Source organism: Streptomyces sp. NPDC001068 (genome assembly GCF_042897315.1).
Classification (GTDB): domain Bacteria; phylum Actinomycetota; class Actinomycetes; order Streptomycetales; family Streptomycetaceae; genus Streptomyces.
The window spans coordinates 313,574-328,422 of sequence record NZ_JBIAYD010000003.1 but is presented as its reverse complement, the minus strand read 5'-3'; the positions used below and the strand labels follow the sequence as shown (position 1 = coordinate 328,422).

13 protein-coding genes are annotated in these 14,849 nt (G+C 72.7%); 8 read left to right on the top strand and 5 right to left on the bottom strand.

Annotation, left to right across the window (positions count from 1 at the left end):
* Window positions 1-67: 67 nt before the first annotated feature.
* On the bottom strand, window positions 68-2,575 hold the full coding sequence (locus tag ACFY3I_RS10890) for a DEAD/DEAH box helicase (RefSeq protein ID WP_390860304.1): 2,508 nt from the start codon (window positions 2,573-2,575) through the stop codon (window positions 68-70).
* Between the two features lie 560 nt (window positions 2,576-3,135).
* Between ACFY3I_RS10890 and ACFY3I_RS10885 the strand changes: the two genes are divergently transcribed.
* Window positions 3,136-3,882, top strand: a complete 747-nt coding sequence (locus ACFY3I_RS10885; RefSeq protein ID WP_390860303.1) for a ferritin-like fold-containing protein — start codon at window positions 3,136-3,138, stop codon at window positions 3,880-3,882.
* 88 nt (window positions 3,883-3,970) lie between these two features.
* Here the strand turns inward: ACFY3I_RS10885 and ACFY3I_RS10880 are convergent, their stop codons facing one another.
* The 4 genes from ACFY3I_RS10880 to ACFY3I_RS10865 form a co-directional block, all read right to left on the bottom strand.
* Window positions 3,971-4,243: a hypothetical protein gene (locus ACFY3I_RS10880; RefSeq protein ID WP_390860302.1), complete on the bottom strand. Its 273-nt coding sequence runs from the start codon at window positions 4,241-4,243 to the stop codon at window positions 3,971-3,973.
* 313 nt (window positions 4,244-4,556) lie between these two features.
* A complete protein-coding gene (locus tag ACFY3I_RS10875; protein WP_046730492.1) occupies window positions 4,557-4,784 on the bottom strand; it encodes a DUF3107 domain-containing protein in 228 nt (75 codons plus the stop codon).
* Window positions 4,785-4,945: 161 nt separating this feature from the next.
* Window positions 4,946-5,587: a TetR/AcrR family transcriptional regulator gene (locus tag ACFY3I_RS10870; protein WP_365290502.1), complete on the bottom strand. Its 642-nt coding sequence runs from the start codon at window positions 5,585-5,587 to the stop codon at window positions 4,946-4,948.
* A 166-nt stretch (window positions 5,588-5,753) separates the two neighbouring features.
* Window positions 5,754-5,984 (bottom strand): hypothetical protein, encoded by a 231-nt coding sequence (locus ACFY3I_RS10865; protein ID WP_390860301.1) that lies wholly within the window; start codon window positions 5,982-5,984, stop codon window positions 5,754-5,756.
* Between the two features lie 315 nt (window positions 5,985-6,299).
* Here ACFY3I_RS10865 and ACFY3I_RS10860 point away from each other — a divergent pair, with 315 nt between their 5' ends.
* From ACFY3I_RS10860 to ACFY3I_RS10830, 7 genes are all read left to right on the top strand, one after another.
* Window positions 6,300-7,292: an alpha/beta fold hydrolase gene (locus ACFY3I_RS10860; RefSeq protein WP_390860300.1), complete on the top strand. Its 993-nt coding sequence runs from the start codon at window positions 6,300-6,302 to the stop codon at window positions 7,290-7,292.
* 7 nt (window positions 7,293-7,299) lie between these two features.
* Complete coding sequence (locus tag ACFY3I_RS10855) at window positions 7,300-8,922, top strand: DUF3152 domain-containing protein (protein WP_390860299.1); 1,623 nt, start codon at window positions 7,300-7,302, stop codon at window positions 8,920-8,922.
* A gap of 56 nt (window positions 8,923-8,978) precedes the next feature.
* Complete coding sequence (locus tag ACFY3I_RS10850; RefSeq protein ID WP_351321593.1) at window positions 8,979-9,071, top strand: Ms4533A family Cys-rich leader peptide; 93 nt, start codon at window positions 8,979-8,981, stop codon at window positions 9,069-9,071.
* Window positions 9,072-9,236: 165 nt separating this feature from the next.
* Entirely contained in the window at window positions 9,237-10,955 is a 1,719-nt protein-coding gene (locus ACFY3I_RS10845; protein ID WP_390860298.1) for an ABC transporter substrate-binding protein, read from the top strand.
* Between the two features lie 4 nt (window positions 10,956-10,959).
* Window positions 10,960-12,045: an ABC transporter permease gene (locus ACFY3I_RS10840; protein ID WP_390860297.1), complete on the top strand. Its 1,086-nt coding sequence runs from the start codon at window positions 10,960-10,962 to the stop codon at window positions 12,043-12,045.
* Entirely contained in the window at window positions 12,042-13,040 is a 999-nt protein-coding gene (locus tag ACFY3I_RS10835; RefSeq protein WP_390860296.1) for an ABC transporter permease, read from the top strand. The genes ACFY3I_RS10840 and ACFY3I_RS10835 overlap by 4 nt, the downstream gene beginning before the upstream one ends.
* Window positions 13,037-14,629 (top strand): dipeptide ABC transporter ATP-binding protein, encoded by a 1,593-nt coding sequence (locus tag ACFY3I_RS10830; protein ID WP_390860295.1) that lies wholly within the window; start codon window positions 13,037-13,039, stop codon window positions 14,627-14,629. Before ACFY3I_RS10835 ends, ACFY3I_RS10830 begins: the two co-directional genes overlap by 4 nt.
* The last annotated feature ends 220 nt before the right edge of the window (window positions 14,630-14,849 follow it).

Sequence of the window (14,849 nt, the reverse complement as noted above, 5' to 3'; positions counted from 1 at the left end):
GGGGCCGGGAACGCCGACGGCCCGGCCCACACGGGGTGGGCCGGGCCGTCGGCGTTCGGTGCCGTGCTCAGGCCTCGGGAGCCGCGGCGGCGGCCTTCCGGGTCCTGCGGACCTTCGGCTTCTCCTCCGCGTCGGCCGCGCCGGCGGTCGCGGCCGCCTCGACGGCCTCGGCCGCCTTGCGCGTGGTACGACGCCTCGGCTTGACCTCCGGCTCCTCGCTGGCCTGCGCCGGAATCTCCGCACCGGCCGCGGTCGCTGCCGCGGTCTTGCGGGTCCGGCGGGGCTTGGCCTCGGTGGCCTCGACGGTTTCGGCGGTCACCGGGGTGGTGGCGGCCGTCTTCCGGGTGCGGCGGGGCTTGGCCTCGACGGTCTCGGCGGTGTCGACGGCGGTCTCGGCCGCAGCCGCGGCCTTCCGGGTCCGGCGGGGCTTGGCCTCGGTGGCCTCGGCGGTTTCGGCGGTCACCGGGGTGGTGGCGGCCGTCTTGCGGGTCCGGCGCGGCTTGGCCTCGACGGTCTCGGCGGTGTCGACGGCGGTCTCGGCCGCAGCCGCGGCCTTCCGGGTCCGGCGGGGCTTGGCCTCGGCGGTCTCGGCGGTGTCGACGGCGGCTTCGGCCGTTGCCGCGGTCTTGCGGGTGCGGCGGGGCTTGGCCTCGGCGGTCTCGGCGGTCACCGGGGTGGCGGTGGCCGTCTTCCGGGTCCGGCGCGGCTTGGCCTCGGCGGTCTCGGCGGTGTCGACGGCGGTCTCGGCCGCAGCCGCGGCCTTCCGGGTCCGGCGCGGCTTGGCCTCCTCGGCGGCCTCGGGCTCGACCGCGGTCAGCACCGCCTCGGCCGGCTCCGCGGCCTTGCGGGTGCGGCGGCGGACCGGAGTCACCGGCGTCTCGACGGCCTGCACGGCCACGGCGGTCTCCTGCGGAGCCTCCGTGAGCCCGGCCGGCGTGACCTCGGCCTCGGCGGATCTGCGGGTCCGACGGCGACGCGGCTTCTCCGCGGCGACGGGCTCCGCCACGGCCGCCACGGCCTCGACGGTCTCCACGACCGCCTCGGGCGTCACGGTCTGCGGGACGGCGGCCGCGGCCGCCACCGGCTCCGGCGCCGCCCCGGCACGCGTGCGCCGACGACGGCGCGGGGTGCGGGTGCCCGCGGGCTCCGACGCCGTGACGGACTCGGCGGCGGGGGACGCCGACTCGGCGGACGCCGTCGGGGTCGCCGTACCGGCGGCCGTGTCCGTCGCCGAGCCGGCGCGGGTGCGACGGCGGCGGCGCGGGCTGCGGGCCGGACGCTCCCGCTCCTCGGAGCGAGCCTCGTCCCGGCCTCCCCGGTCGTCCCGGCCTCCCCGGTCGTTGCGGTCACCACGGCCACCTCGGCCCCGGCCACCGCGGCCGCCGGTCTCGCCCAGGTCCTCCAGCTCCTCCGCGTCGAGCCCGGCGCGGGTGCGCTCCGAACGCGGCAGCACACCCTTGGTGCCGGCCGGGATCTTCAGGTCCTCGAAGAAGTGCGGGGAGGTCGAGTACGTCTCCACCGGGTCGGGGAAACCGAGCTCCAGCGCCTTGTTGATGAGCTGCCAGCGCGGGATGTCGTCCCAGTCGACGAAGGTGATCGCCGTACCCGAGGCGCCCGCGCGGCCGGTACGGCCGACCCGGTGCAGGTATGTCTTCTCGTCCTCGGGGGACTGGTAGTTGATGACGTGGGTGACGCCCTCGACGTCGATGCCTCGCGCCGCGACGTCGGTGCAGACGAGGACGTCCACCTTGCCGTTGCGGAACGCCCGCAGCGCCTGTTCGCGGGCGCCCTGGCCCAGGTCGCCGTGGACCGCGCCGGAGGCGAAGCCACGGCGCTGGAGCTGCTCGGCGATGTCGGCGGCGGTGCGCTTGGTGCGGCAGAAGATCATCGCCAGTCCGCGGCCCTCGGACTGGAGGATGCGGGCGATCATCTCCGGCTTGTCCATGGAGTGCGCGCGGTAGACGAACTGCGCGATGTTCGCGACGGTCGCGCCCGTGTCGTCCGGCGCGGTGGCGCGGATGTGGGTGGGCTGGCTCATGTACCGGCGCGCGAGGCCGATGACCGCGCCCGGCATGGTCGCCGAGAACAGCATGGTCTGGCGCCTGGCCGGGAGCATGTTGATGATCTTCTCGACGTCGGGCAGGAAGCCCAGGTCGAGCATCTCGTCGGCCTCGTCCAGGACGAGGGACTTGATGTGCTTCAGGTTCAGCTTCTTCTGGCCCGCGAGGTCCAGCAGGCGGCCCGGGGTGCCGACGACGACGTCGACGCCCTTCTTCAGGGCCTCGACTTGCGGCTCGTAGGCCCGGCCGCCGTAGATCGCCAGCACGCGCACGTTACGGACCTTGCCGGCCGTCTGCAGGTCGTTGGTGACCTGGGTGCACAGCTCGCGCGTGGGCACGACGACGAGCGCCTGCGGGGCGTCGGTGAGGGCCTCGGGGGCGGCGCGTCCGGCCTCCACGTCGGCGGGGACGGTCACGCGCTCCAGGAGCGGCAGACCGAAACCGAGGGTCTTGCCGGTGCCGGTCTTGGCCTGGCCGATGACGTCGGTGCCGGAGAGGGCGACCGGGAGTGTCATCTCCTGGATGGGGAAGGGGTTGATGATGCCGACGGCTTCCAGGGCCTCGGCGGTCTCGGGAAGGATTCCGAGTTCACGAAACGTCGTAGTCAGGGTGCTGCCTCTTCTGTGTGTCGCGGTCCGAGGCGAGCGCGGGGGTCTTTGACGGACCGTGCCGGGGGACGTCGGCTGCCTTACGGGCGGGCCGTGTGGGGCACGCCGTATGACACGGGACCTCTGCCGACGCTCGAGCGCTCGTACCGCTGAGGTGTCCCTCCGGTCGTCGTACGCGATGTGCCGTACGCGCCGGGAGGGCTGTCGGGTCGGAGCCGATCGGGCCACCGACCGGGCATCCTCATACGTGCGGCCTGTCGAGGTACGTCCTAATACGACGGCGTACCAGCAGGCGCATTACCACCATACCCCGGAATCGTGCACATGTGATGGCCGATCTGGTCACGTCGTGGTAGTCACAGTGGCTGACCAGCGGCTTCCCGGTGACTTGTCCGGGACATCTGGGGGCTTCACCCGGGTTCACCCGGACCTTCCCGAGGGGTCCCGGAGGGGTCGGGCGGGCTATTGTGCGCTTCATGACGAGCTCTGACAAGCCTGAGACCGCCTCCGCCGAACCGACCGGTGTCGCCGCCCAGGACTGGGCGCGGGCGGCCGCCGAACCGCAGTACCGTGCCGCGGTCGTGGACCTGCTCGGCGCCCTCGCGTACGGCGAGCTCGCGGCGTTCGAGCGCCTCGCGGAGGACGCCAAGCTGGCCCCCTCCCTGGTGGACAAGGCCGAACTGGCGAAGATGGCGTCGGCCGAGTTCCAGCACTTCGAGCGGCTGCGGAACCGGCTGACGGAGATCGGTGAGGACGCGACCCGGGCGATGGAGCCGTTCGTCGCCGCGCTCGACGGATTCCACCGGCAGACGGCACCGTCCGACTGGTTGGAGGGCCTGGTCAAGGCGTACGTCGGCGACTCGATCGCCAGTGACTTCTACCGCGAGGTCGCGGCCCGGCTGGACGCGGACACGCGCGAGCTGGTGCTGGCCGTGCTGGACGACACGGGACATGCCGGGTTCGCCGTCGATCGGGTACGGGCGGCGATCGACGCCGATCCGCGGGTCGGGGGCCGGCTGGCGCTGTGGGCGCGGCGGCTGATGGGGGAGGCGCTCTCGCAGTCCCAGCGGGTGGTCGCCGACCGGGACGCGCTGTCGACCATGCTGGTGGGCGGGGTGGCCGACGGGTTCGATCTCGCCGAGGTGGGACGGATGTTCTCGCGGATCACCGAGGCGCACACCAAGCGGATGGCCGCGCTGGGTCTGGCCGCCTAGCCCACCGGCGTTGTGTCCAGGGGGAGTTGCGCGGCCGCGGGACGGCCGGTCGCGCAGTCCCCGTAGCCCCTGCCCGGGGCGCCGGGGACTACGCCGGGATCGATCGTCGGCGGATGTGGCGCCCCGCCGGGCGGAGCAGCAGTGACAGGGAAGCCGCCGCGACGATCGCGGCACCCAGGAGGCTCACCAGGACCGTGTCGGGGCCGAGCGCGCTGTGGGTGACGAAGTCGCCGAAGAGGGCTCCCGCGACACCCGTGCAGAACACCAGGGGACGGGCCGGAAGACGGTGGGAAAGGCGGCTGGCCGCGGCCCACGCCAGGGCGAGGCCGAGCAGTGCGGATCCGAGGACTTCCAGCAGCATCACGAGGGGTCCCTCCCACGGCCGGTCGGTGCTTCACGGTCGTAGGCGGTCATACCCGTGACCTGCGGAATGCAATCCTCCCCTGTGGGTGAGTTGTGTGCCGGACGTGGAGAGCGGACGTACCGGCGACACCCGGGCGGACGCTGCGGAACCACCCGCGCGAAGGCGCGGCGATCACCCGCGCGCCAGGCGAGGGGATCACGCGCGCGGAGACGAGGGGATCACGCGCGCGAAGGCGCGGGGTTCACCCGGGCGCAGACGGCGGAAGGGCCCGGCGGACCGATGTCCGCCGGGCCCTTCCGCGCTGCTGCGGCTAGACCGCGCTGAAGCCCACCTTGCGCACCGTCGGCTCGCCCAGCTCGATGTACGCCAGACGGTCCGTCGGGACCAGCACCTTGCGGCCGCGCTCGTCCTCCAGGGACAGCACCTGCGACTTACCGGCCAGGGCGTCGGCGACGAGGCGCTCGACCTCCTCGGCGTTCAGTCCGCTCTCCAGCACGATCTCGCGGGGCGCGTGCTGCACGCCGATCTTGACCTCCACGGCTATGTCCCTCCGACGGTCAGTGAAGTGCGCGACCTTCCGCGCCGTACGCAGCACACATTAGCCCGGTGAGGGGACGTACACGCTGTGGGCGGGCACGCCAGGAGCGAACAGCGAACGGGAATGCCGACGGCGTGCCGCGCCCGTGGGGGCGGGGCACCTCAGTGATGGTCGGTGCCGTGCAGCGGGAAGCCGGCGATGCCCCGCCAGGCGAGCGAGGCGAGCAACTGCACCGCCTGGTCCCGCGGCACGCTGCGGTCGCTGTGCAGCCAGGAGCGCGCCACCACCTGGGCGAGGCCGCCGAGGCCCGAGGCCAGCAGCGTCGACTCGGCCCTCGACAGGCCGGTGTCCTCCGCGATCACGTCACAGATGGCCTCGGCGCACTCGGTGGTGACCTTGTCGACGCGCTCGCGCACCGCGGGCTCGTTCGTCAGGTCGGACTCGAAGACGAGCCGGAAGGCGCCGCCGTCGTCCTCGACGTACGCGAAGTACGCGTCCATGGTCGCCCGGACGCGCTGCTTGTTGTCCGTCGTCGAGGCGAGCGCGCCGCGTACCGCGTGGATCAGGGCGTCGCAGTGCTGGTCCAGCAGCGCCAGGTAGAGGTCGAGCTTGCCCGGGAAGTGCTGGTAGAGCACCGGCTTGCTGACACCCGCGCGCTCGGCGATGTCGTCCATCGCGGCCGCGTGGTACCCCTGCGCGACGAAGACCTCCTGGGCGGCGCCCAGGAGCTGGTTCCTGCGGGCACGGCGCGGCAGGCGCGTGCCCCGCGGGCGCGCCGCCTCTGTCTGCTCGATGGCTGTCACGCCGCCTCCCAAAGTCGTCCACGTGCGGATTACGCCGCCCGGCCATCGTACTTTTCGGTAACCGTGCTGTGCGCGGTGCGAGCGCAGAATTTCACGTACCGGACGGTGGCGAAAGCCGCACCGGGAAAAGCGGACAGGTCATGCGGGCCCGCGGGTGTCCGCGGAGTCAGCGGTAGTCGTCCTCGTCGAGGGAGACCACGCGCGCCTGTTCGATGAGATCGGCCTCGTTCGCGCGGTCCCGGTCCGCACCGGTGAGCGGCTCGTCGCGGGACGGCGTGACGTCCGTGCGCTGCTCGGCTGCGTCGCCCTCCGGAGCCTCGACGTCGATCTCCGGGGCGTCCTGCGCCTCCGGCAGCAGGTCGTCGAGCGCGTCGGGGTCGGTGCGGTCATAGGCCATGGTGGGCTCCCTTCCATCGAATGTCCCTGGCAGAGGCAGGGGGTCATAAACGGGTGCCCTCTTTATGAGCGTAGGAGACAGCGGATGCGGACGCTATGCGCGGATGCGGACGCCGTACGGCCGACGGGCGTTCACCCGGGGCGCCCCGCGGGACCGTGCGGTGAACCGTGCGGGAGACGGTGAGGTGGACCGTGTCGTGGGACGTGGCGGAGACGGCGCGGCGGGCCGTGCGGGAGGCCGTGCGGCGGCCCGCCCGACCGGCGCTGTGACGGCGAACACACGAATCACGGTGTGATCGTCTCGTAACATTGGCTCATGTCTTCGACCGAGCTGCCGTCCGTGCCGCCCACCAGCGTGCTGCCGAGGGCGGCGGCCGTCAGGGTCGCGGAGGGCGAGCGGCTCCGGTCGGTGGGACTGCCCGGCGTCACCCTCTCGATCCGGTCCAGGCCGCCCGCGCGCCCGGGTCTGCCGTCCGCGCTGTTCGTCCACGGGCTGGGCGGTTCCTCGCAGAACTGGTCGGACCTCATGCAGCGGCTCGAGGACGTCGTGGACGGCGAGGCGCTCGACCTGCCCGGCTTCGGGGACTCGCCGCCACCGGACGACGGCGACTACTCCGTCACCGGGCACGCGCGCGCGATCATCCGCTACCTCGACGCGTTCGGCCGCGGTCCCGTCCACCTCTTCGGCAACTCGCTCGGTGGCGCCGTCAGTACCCGCGTCGCCGCCGTCCGACCCGACCTGGTCCGCACGCTCACGCTCGTCTCGCCTGCCCTGCCCGAGCTGCGGGTGCAGCGCACGGCCGTGCCGACGGTCCTGCTCGGCCTGCCGGGCGTCGCCGGACTGCTCACCCGCACGACCGGCAAATGGACCGCCGAACAGCGGGTGCGGGGCGTGCTGGCCCTCTGCTACGGCGACCCGGGCCGGGTCACGCCCGAGGCGTTCGAGTACGCGGTGGAGGAACTGGAGCGGCGGCTGCGGCTGCCGTACTTCTGGGACGCGATGGCGCGGTCCGCGCGCGGGATCGTCAACGCCTACACCCTGGGCGGCCAGCACGGGCTCTGGCGCCAGGCCGAGCGGGTGCTGGCCCCGACCCTGCTGATCTACGGCGGCCGCGACCAGCTGGTCGGCTACCGCATGGCGCAGAAGGCCGCACGCACCTTCCGTCACGCCCGGCTGCTGTCCATGCCGGACGCCGGGCACGTGGCGATGATGGAGTACCCGGAGGCGGTGGCCGGGGCGTTCCGCGAACTCCTCGCGGAGGCCGACGGGTCGGACGACGGCACCGGCACGCCGGGCGCGGGGGGCTGAGAGCAGAGTGGGACGCCACAGCCGCCGCGGACCGGCACCCAAGGGTGACGCCGCGGACACGAGTGACATAGGCGCGAAGCGGAACGCGGAGCCACGGCAGGGCGGACGCGAGGGCACCGCACAGGTGCCGCGCCCGGCGCGTGGCGAGCCGTCGGAATCCCCGCGCCGACCGGACGGCACGCCCGCGCCCGGGTTCCCCCGTCCGCAGGACGGCACGCCCGCGCCCGGGTTCCCCCGTCCGCAGGACGGCACACCCGCGCGCGGGATGCCCCGTGCGCAGGACGGCATCTCCCCGCCCGGGATGTTCCGGCGTACGCAGGGCCGGCCCGTCCAGGGGGTGCCCGGGTTCCCGGACGGCACGCCGGCCCACGGTGTGCCCCGGCTGCCCGACGGCACCCCGGCACACGGTGTTCCGCGTTTCCCGGACGGCACACCCGCCCACGGCGTGCCCCGTGTCCGCGGCGGTCACCCCGAGCAGCGGGAGGCCGGCGGGGGCTGGGGCGAGACGGGGGGAGCGTCGGGTGGCGCCGTCTCCGGGCCGGCCGGACAGTCGGTACCGCGACAGCGGCGAGGCGGGCCCGGTGGACCCCGCCAGGAGTACGTCGACGCCTTCGCCGAGGACGTGGACGTCTTCACGCCGCCCCGCCCCGGCCAGGGAACCGGCTTCGGCGGCCGGCGCGCGGCGGAGCATCCGCCCTCCGCCGGTCCGTCCGTCACCGCGCTCGGCTCCGTCCCGCACGCGTCCCCGCTCACCTCGGCGCCGCCCCACGACGGTGGCGACGACGGCGCACCGCCCGCCGGTGACACTACGCAGCCCAAGGGCGGTAAGGGGCGGGCCCTCACCGGCGTCGCGGCCGCCGCCGTCACCACCGTGCTCGCGGTGGTCGTCGCCGGGCAGGTCGCCGACAGCGGTGACGGCTCCGTACGGTCCCCGTCCGCCGCCGGCGACGTGCGGATCACCGACGGTTCCGCCTCGCGCGGCAACGGCCGCACGACACCGTCCGTCTCCGCCCCGCCCCGGGTGACGACCCTCTCCTACGAACAGGCGATGGACCGGAAGTACCCGCTCGGCGCCGGGCTGACCGGGTCCGGGAGGTTCGACGCGGTGCCCGGGACCGCCAAGGCGCCCGGCACCGGACGGAAGTACACCTACCGCGTCGACGTGGAGCGGGGGCTGGGCCTGGACGGGGAACTGTTCGCCGCGGCCGTGCAGAAGACACTCAACGACGACCGCAGCTGGGCCCACGGCGGCGCCCGCACCTTCGAGCGCGTCCACTCCGGCGATCCCGACTTCGTGATCACCCTCGCCAGTCCGGGGACCACCGCCAAGTGGTGCGCGAAGTCCGGTCTCGACACGACCGAGGACAACGTGTCGTGCGACTCGGCCGCCACCGAACGCGTCATGATCAACGCCTACCGGTGGGCGCAGGGCAGCAGGACGTACGGCGACAAGATCCACGCCTACCGGCAGATGCTCATCAACCACGAGGTCGGCCACCGGCTCGGCCACGGCCATGTGACCTGCGAGAAGGACGGCGAACTGGCGCCGGTCATGCAGCAGCAGACCAAGTTCCTCGATCACGACGGAATCCACTGCCTGCCCAACGCCTGGCCGTATCCGAGGAGTTGACAGGTGGCTCATACGTCACATTGACATGGGCAGAAAGTTCATACATATTTCTGGGCATGTCGTCCCTTCACGCCTCCGCGCGCGCCGCCATCGAGCTGGCGCTCATCGGCGTGACCGCGCTCTGCGTGGCCGACATCCACTGTCGCTGACCTTCGCCCCCGGGCGTTCGCGTCGCGATCCTTCTTTCCCGCCGTGACTCGGTCACGGCTCTTTCGACGACCTGGCGCCCGGGTAGACGTCTGTTCACGTCCGTCTCACTCCTCGTCAATCTGTCTCACCCATCGAGACTCGCCTTCCGAGAGGTCGTCATTCCGATGCGTCAACCGTCCGCCACAGCGCGCCGCCTGGCCGTGGCATCCGTCAGCCTGGTCGTGGCAGCGGGCGCCGTCTCCTGCGGCCCGAAGGACAACGATGCCAAGGCCTCCGGCGGCGACTCCACGCCGCACCAGGGCGGCACGCTCACGGTCCTGAACTCCGACCCCCAGTCGGACTTCGACCCGGCCCGCCTGTACACCTCGGGCGGCGGCAACGTGCCCTCGCTGGTCTTCCGTACGCTCACCACCCGCAACCGCGCGAACGGCGCGGCCGGCGCCAAGGTCGTCCCCGACCTGGCCACCGACACCGGGCGCCCCAGCGAGAACGCGACCGTGTGGACGTACACCCTGAAGAAGGGCCTCAAGTACGAGGACGGGACGCCGATCACGTCCGCCGACATCAAGTACGGCATCGAGCGCTCCTTCGCCCCCGAACTCTCCGGCGGCGCGCCCTACCTGCGGGACTGGCTGGCGGACGCCGCCGACTACCAGGGGCCGTACAAGGACAAGAAGGGGCTCTCGGCGATCGAGACGCCGGACAGCCGCACGATCGTCTTCCACCTGAACAAGCCCGAGGGCGAGTTCCCCTACCTGGCCACGCAGACGCAGTTCACGCCCGTACCAAAAGCCAAGGACACCGGCACCAAGTACGAGGAGCACCCGGTCTCGTCCGGCCCCTACAAGGTCGTGAAGAACGAGAACGACGGCGAGCACCTGGTACTGGAACGGAACACGAACTGGTCCGCGTCCGTCGACGACCAGCGCAAGGCGTACCCGGACCGGATCGACGTGAAGTCCGGGCTGGACTCCTCGGTGATCAACCAGCGGCTCTCGGCGTCCCAGGGCACGGACGCCGCCGCGGTCACCACGGACACCAACCTCGGCCCGGCCGAACTGGCCAAGGTCACCGGTGACAAGGAACTCGCCTCGCGCGTGGGCACCGGGCACTTCGGCTACACGAACTACATAGCGTTCAACCCGAAGGTCAAGCCGTTCGACAACGCCAAGGTGCGGCAGGCGATCTCGTACGCGATCGACCGGTCCTCCGTCGTCAACGCGGCGGGCGGCAGCGCGCTGGCCGAGGCCGCCACCACCTACCTGCCCGACCAGAAGTCCTTCGGCTACACGCCCTACGACCCCTTCCCGGCGGGCGACACCGGCAACGCGGCCAAGGCCAAGGAGCTGCTGAAGGAGGCCGGTTACCCGAACGGGCTCACCGTCACGCTGACCCACGACAACGCCCAGAACTTCAGGACCAGCCCCGAGATCGCGACCGCCATCCAGGACGCCCTCAAGAAGGCCGGCGTCACGGTCAGGCTCCAGGGCCTGGAGGACAACAACTACTCCGACACGATCCACAGCGTGAAGACCGAGCCGGGCTTCTTCCTCGCCGCGTGGGGAGCCGACTGGCCCTCGGGCGGTCCGTTCCTCGCCCCGATCTTCGACGGCCGGCAGATCGTCAAGGACGGCGCGAACTTCAACTCGGCCCAGCTCAACGATGCTTCGGTCAATGCCGAGATTGACGCGATCAACAAGTTGACCGACCTCGACGCGGCCGCGCAGCGCTGGGGCGCGCTCGACAAGAAGATCGGCGCGCAGGCGCTGACCGTGCCGCTGTTCCACCCGGTCTACAAGCGGCTGGTCGGCAAGGACATCAAGAACGTCGTGATCAGTGACTGGACCGGCGTCCTGGACATCTCCCAGGTCGCGGTGAAGTAGCACCGTGAGCGAGGCACTTCTCGCCACCCAGGCCCCCGAGGCGCCCGCCTCGGGGGCCTCGGGGGCCCGTCAGTTCTGGTGGCGGCTGCGCACCCGGCGCGCCGCCCTCGTCGCGGCCGCCGTCGTCGCGCTGCTCGTCCTGGTCGCACTCGCGGCGCCGCTGCTCACCGCGATCGAGGGCCAGGACCCGACCACCTACCACCCGTCCCTCGTCGACTCCGCGCGCGGCGGCGTCCCGATCGGCGCCTTCGGCGGCATCGGCGGCGACCACTGGCTCGGCGTCGAACCGCAGACCGGGCGCGACCTGTTCGCGCGGCTCGTGTACGGGGCCCGGGTCTCCCTGGGCGTCGCGCTGGCCGCGACCACCGTCCAGGTCGTCCTCGGTGTCGTCGTGGGCGTCACGGCCGCGCTCGGCAACCGCTGGGTCGATCAACTGCTCAGCCGCGTCACCGACATCATCGTCGCCATGCCGCTGATCATCATGGCGCTGGCGCTGCTGGCCGTCGTGCCCGCCGGATTCCCGCGGCCGGTCCTGGTCTCGCTCATCATCGGCTTCGTCGCCTGGGGCACCATCGGCAAGATCAGCCGGGCCGCGACGCTCTCCCTGAAGAACCTCGACTACGTGGCCGCCGCGCGGCTCAGCGGCTGGAGCACCTGGCGGATCGCCCGCCGGGAACTGCTGCCCGGCCTCGCCGCGCCCGTCATCACCTACGCCGCGCTCATGGTGCCGGCCAACATCTCCATCGAGGCCTCGCTGGCCTTCCTCGGCGTCGGCGTGAAGCCTCCCACCCCGTCCTGGGGACAGATGCTGACCTCCGCGAACATCTGGTACCAGGCGGCCCCGCAGTACCTCCTGCTGCCGGCCGGCGCCCTGTTCGTGACCGTGCTCGCGCTCACCGTGCTCGGCGACGGCATCCGCACGGCCCTCGACCCGCGCGCGGCCTCGCGGCTGCGCGTGGGCACAGGACGCAAGCAGGAGGCGAAGACGGCCACCGCGGCCACCGCGCCCACCGCGTCGGATGCGGCCGAGGTGGCCGCCACCGTTCCGGAGACGGCGAAGGCGGCCACCACGAAGGAGACCCGGTCATGACCGGCTTCGCCGGATTCGCGCTGCGCCGTGCCGTCGGCGCGGTGATCACCCTGCTGGCCATCTCGGTGATCGTCTACGTCGTCTTCTACGTCACCCCCGGCAACGTCGCGCAGATCACCTGCGGACCGCGCTGCTCGCCGGAACAGGTGCACCAGGTCTCCCAGCAGCTGAGGCTCGACGACCCGCTGTACCTGCGGTACTGGCACTTCCTGTCGGGCATCGTCGCCGGCCAGGACTTCTCCACCGGTACGTCCGTCGCGCACTGCCCGGCGCCCTGCCTCGGCCTCTCCTACCGGAGCGACCAGCAGGTCACCCAGATCATCCTGACCAAGCTGCCGGTCAGCCTGTCCCTGGTGATCGGCGCCATGGTGCTCTGGCTGATCCTCGGGGTCGGCACCGGCGTCCTCTCCGCCTGGCGGCGCGGCCGGTTCACCGAACGCGCCCTGACCGGCCTCACCCTCGCGGGCATGTCGACGCCGGTCTTCGTGATCGGGCTGGTCCTGATGATCGTGGTCTGCGGCCAGCTGGAACTGCTGCCCTTCCCGGAGTACGTGGCCTTCTCCGACGACCCCGAGCAGTGGGCCTGGAACCTGGTGCTGCCGTGGTTCACGCTGGCGCTCGCCGAGGCCGCCTACTTCGCCCGCATGACCCGGGCGTCGATGCTGGAGACGCTCGCCGAGGACCACATCAGGACCTTCAGGGCCTACGGCGTGGGCGAACGGTCGATCGTCGGCCGGCACGCCCTGCGCGGCGCCCTGGCACCGATCATCGCCCTGAACGCCAACGACTTCGGCAGTGCCGTGGGCGGCGCCGTCCTCATCGAGACCCTCTTCGGCCTGCCCGGCATCGGCCAGGAACTCGTCCACGCGGTCACCGTGGTCGACCTGCCCGTCGTCGTCGGCATGGTCCTGGTCATCGGGTTCTTCGTGGTCCTTGCCAACGCCGTCGCGGACGTGCTGTACGCGGTGGCCGACCGACGGGTGGTACTGGCGTGAGTCTCGTCCGAGTCACTGATCTGACCGTCGAGTTCGGCGACCTGCGGGCCGTGGACGGACTCTCCTTCAGCCTGGCGGCGGGCGGTGCCCTGGCGCTGGTCGGCGAGTCCGGCTCCGGCAAGTCCACCGTCGCCTCGGCCCTGCTCGGGCTGCACCGCGACACGGGCGCGCGGGTCGGCGGCACGATCGAGGTCGCCGGCACCGACGTACAGGCTGCCTCCGAGGAGGAACTGCGGCGACTGCGCGGCGCCAAGGCGGCGATGGTCTTCCAGGACCCGCTCTCCTCGCTCGACCCGTACTACGCGATCGGCGACCAGATCGCCGAGGTGTACCGCGTGCACACGCGCGTGTCGCGACGGGCCGCACGCGCGCGTGCCGTGGAGGTCCTGGACCGGGTCGGCATCCCGGACGCGCCGCGCCGGTCCCGGTCGCGCCCGCACGAGTTCAGCGGCGGTATGCGCCAGCGCGCCCTCATCGCCATGGCGCTCGCCTGCGAACCCGAGGTGCTGATCGCCGACGAGCCCACCACCGCCCTCGACGTCACCGTCCAGGCCCAGATCCTGGACCTGCTGCACACCCTGCGCGCGGAGACCGGCATGGGCCTGCTGCTCGTCACGCACGACGTGGGCGTGGCCGCCGAGAGCGTCGACCAGGTGCTCGTCATGCGGCACGGGCGGGTGGTCGAACAGGGGCCGGTCGCCACCGTGCTCGGGGCGCCCGCGCAGCCGTACACGCGTGAACTGCTCTCCGCCGTGCCGCGCGTGGACGCGGTGCGCGCGCCCTCGCCAGCGGCCGGGGAGGTCGTGCTGGAGGCGGTGGGCCTGCGGCGCGAGTTCGGGCGGGGCAAGGGGGCGTTCGCGGCCGTGGACGACGTGTCGCTGGCCGTCCGCCGCGGCGAGACGCTCGGCATCGTCGGCGAGAGCGGCAGCGGCAAGACGACGCTCGGCCGGATGCTGGTCGGGCTGCTCGAACCGACGGCGGGGGAGGTCCGCCATGAGGGGCACGCGCGCGTGGGCGTGCGGCCGGCCGTCCAGATGGTGTTCCAGGACCCGGTGTCGTCCCTCAACCCCCGGCGCAGCGTCGGCGAGTCGATAGCCGATCCGCTGCGCGCGCGAGGGGAGAGGGACCAGGGCCGCATCAGACGGCGCGTGATCGAACTGCTGGAGCGCGTGGGGCTCGACGGGGCGCACTACGAGCGCTATCCGCACGAGTTCAGCGGTGGTCAGCGCCAGCGCGTGGGCATCGCGCGGGCGCTCGCGGCCGACCCGCGTGTGATCGTCTGCGACGAGCCGGTCTCCGCGCTGGACGTCACCACCCAGGCCCAGGTCGTCGCACTGCTCGGTGAGCTCCAGCGCGAACTCGGCCTGGCGCTCGTCTTCGTCGCGCACGACCTCGCCGTCGTCCGGCAGGTCAGCGACCGGGTCGCGGTGATGCGCCGCGGCCGGATCGTCGAGAGCGGGCCCGCCGACGAGGTCTACGACAGTCCGCGGGACCCGTACACCCGGCAACTTCTCGCCGCCGTACCCGCCCTCGACCCCGAGGACGCGGCCCGCCGGCGGGCCGCCCGTCGGGAACTGGCGGCGGCGTGACGTTTCGGCAGCTCGCGGCGGTCTCCTGATGTGACGTTTCGCAGTCGAACGATCCCCTAGCGCGACAGAACGCGACCCGCACGGGAAAGTTACGCCCGTTCACCCCTTTTGGTGGGGGGGGGGGGCCCCCCCCCCCCCCCCCCCCCCCCGGGGCCCCCCGGGGGGGGCCCCCCCCCCCCCCCCGCCCCCCCCCGGGGGGGGGGGGGGGGGGGGCGCCGCC

Coding starts and splice junctions, on each gene's coding strand:
- ACFY3I_RS10890 (WP_390860304.1), bottom strand. CDS start 2,575: ATGACACTCCCGGTCGCCCTCTCCGGCACCGACGTCATCGGCCAGGCC.
- ACFY3I_RS10880 (WP_390860302.1), bottom strand. CDS start 4,243: ATGCTGCTGGAAGTCCTCGGATCCGCACTGCTCGGCCTCGCCCTGGCG.
- ACFY3I_RS10865 (WP_390860301.1), bottom strand. CDS start 5,984: ATGGCCTATGACCGCACCGACCCCGACGCGCTCGACGACCTGCTGCCG.
- ACFY3I_RS10860 (WP_390860300.1), top strand. CDS start 6,300: ATGTCTTCGACCGAGCTGCCGTCCGTGCCGCCCACCAGCGTGCTGCCG.
- ACFY3I_RS10850 (WP_351321593.1), top strand. CDS start 8,979: ATGTCGTCCCTTCACGCCTCCGCGCGCGCCGCCATCGAGCTGGCGCTC.
- ACFY3I_RS10845 (WP_390860298.1), top strand. CDS start 9,237: ATGCGTCAACCGTCCGCCACAGCGCGCCGCCTGGCCGTGGCATCCGTC.
- ACFY3I_RS10835 (WP_390860296.1), top strand. CDS start 12,042: ATGACCGGCTTCGCCGGATTCGCGCTGCGCCGTGCCGTCGGCGCGGTG.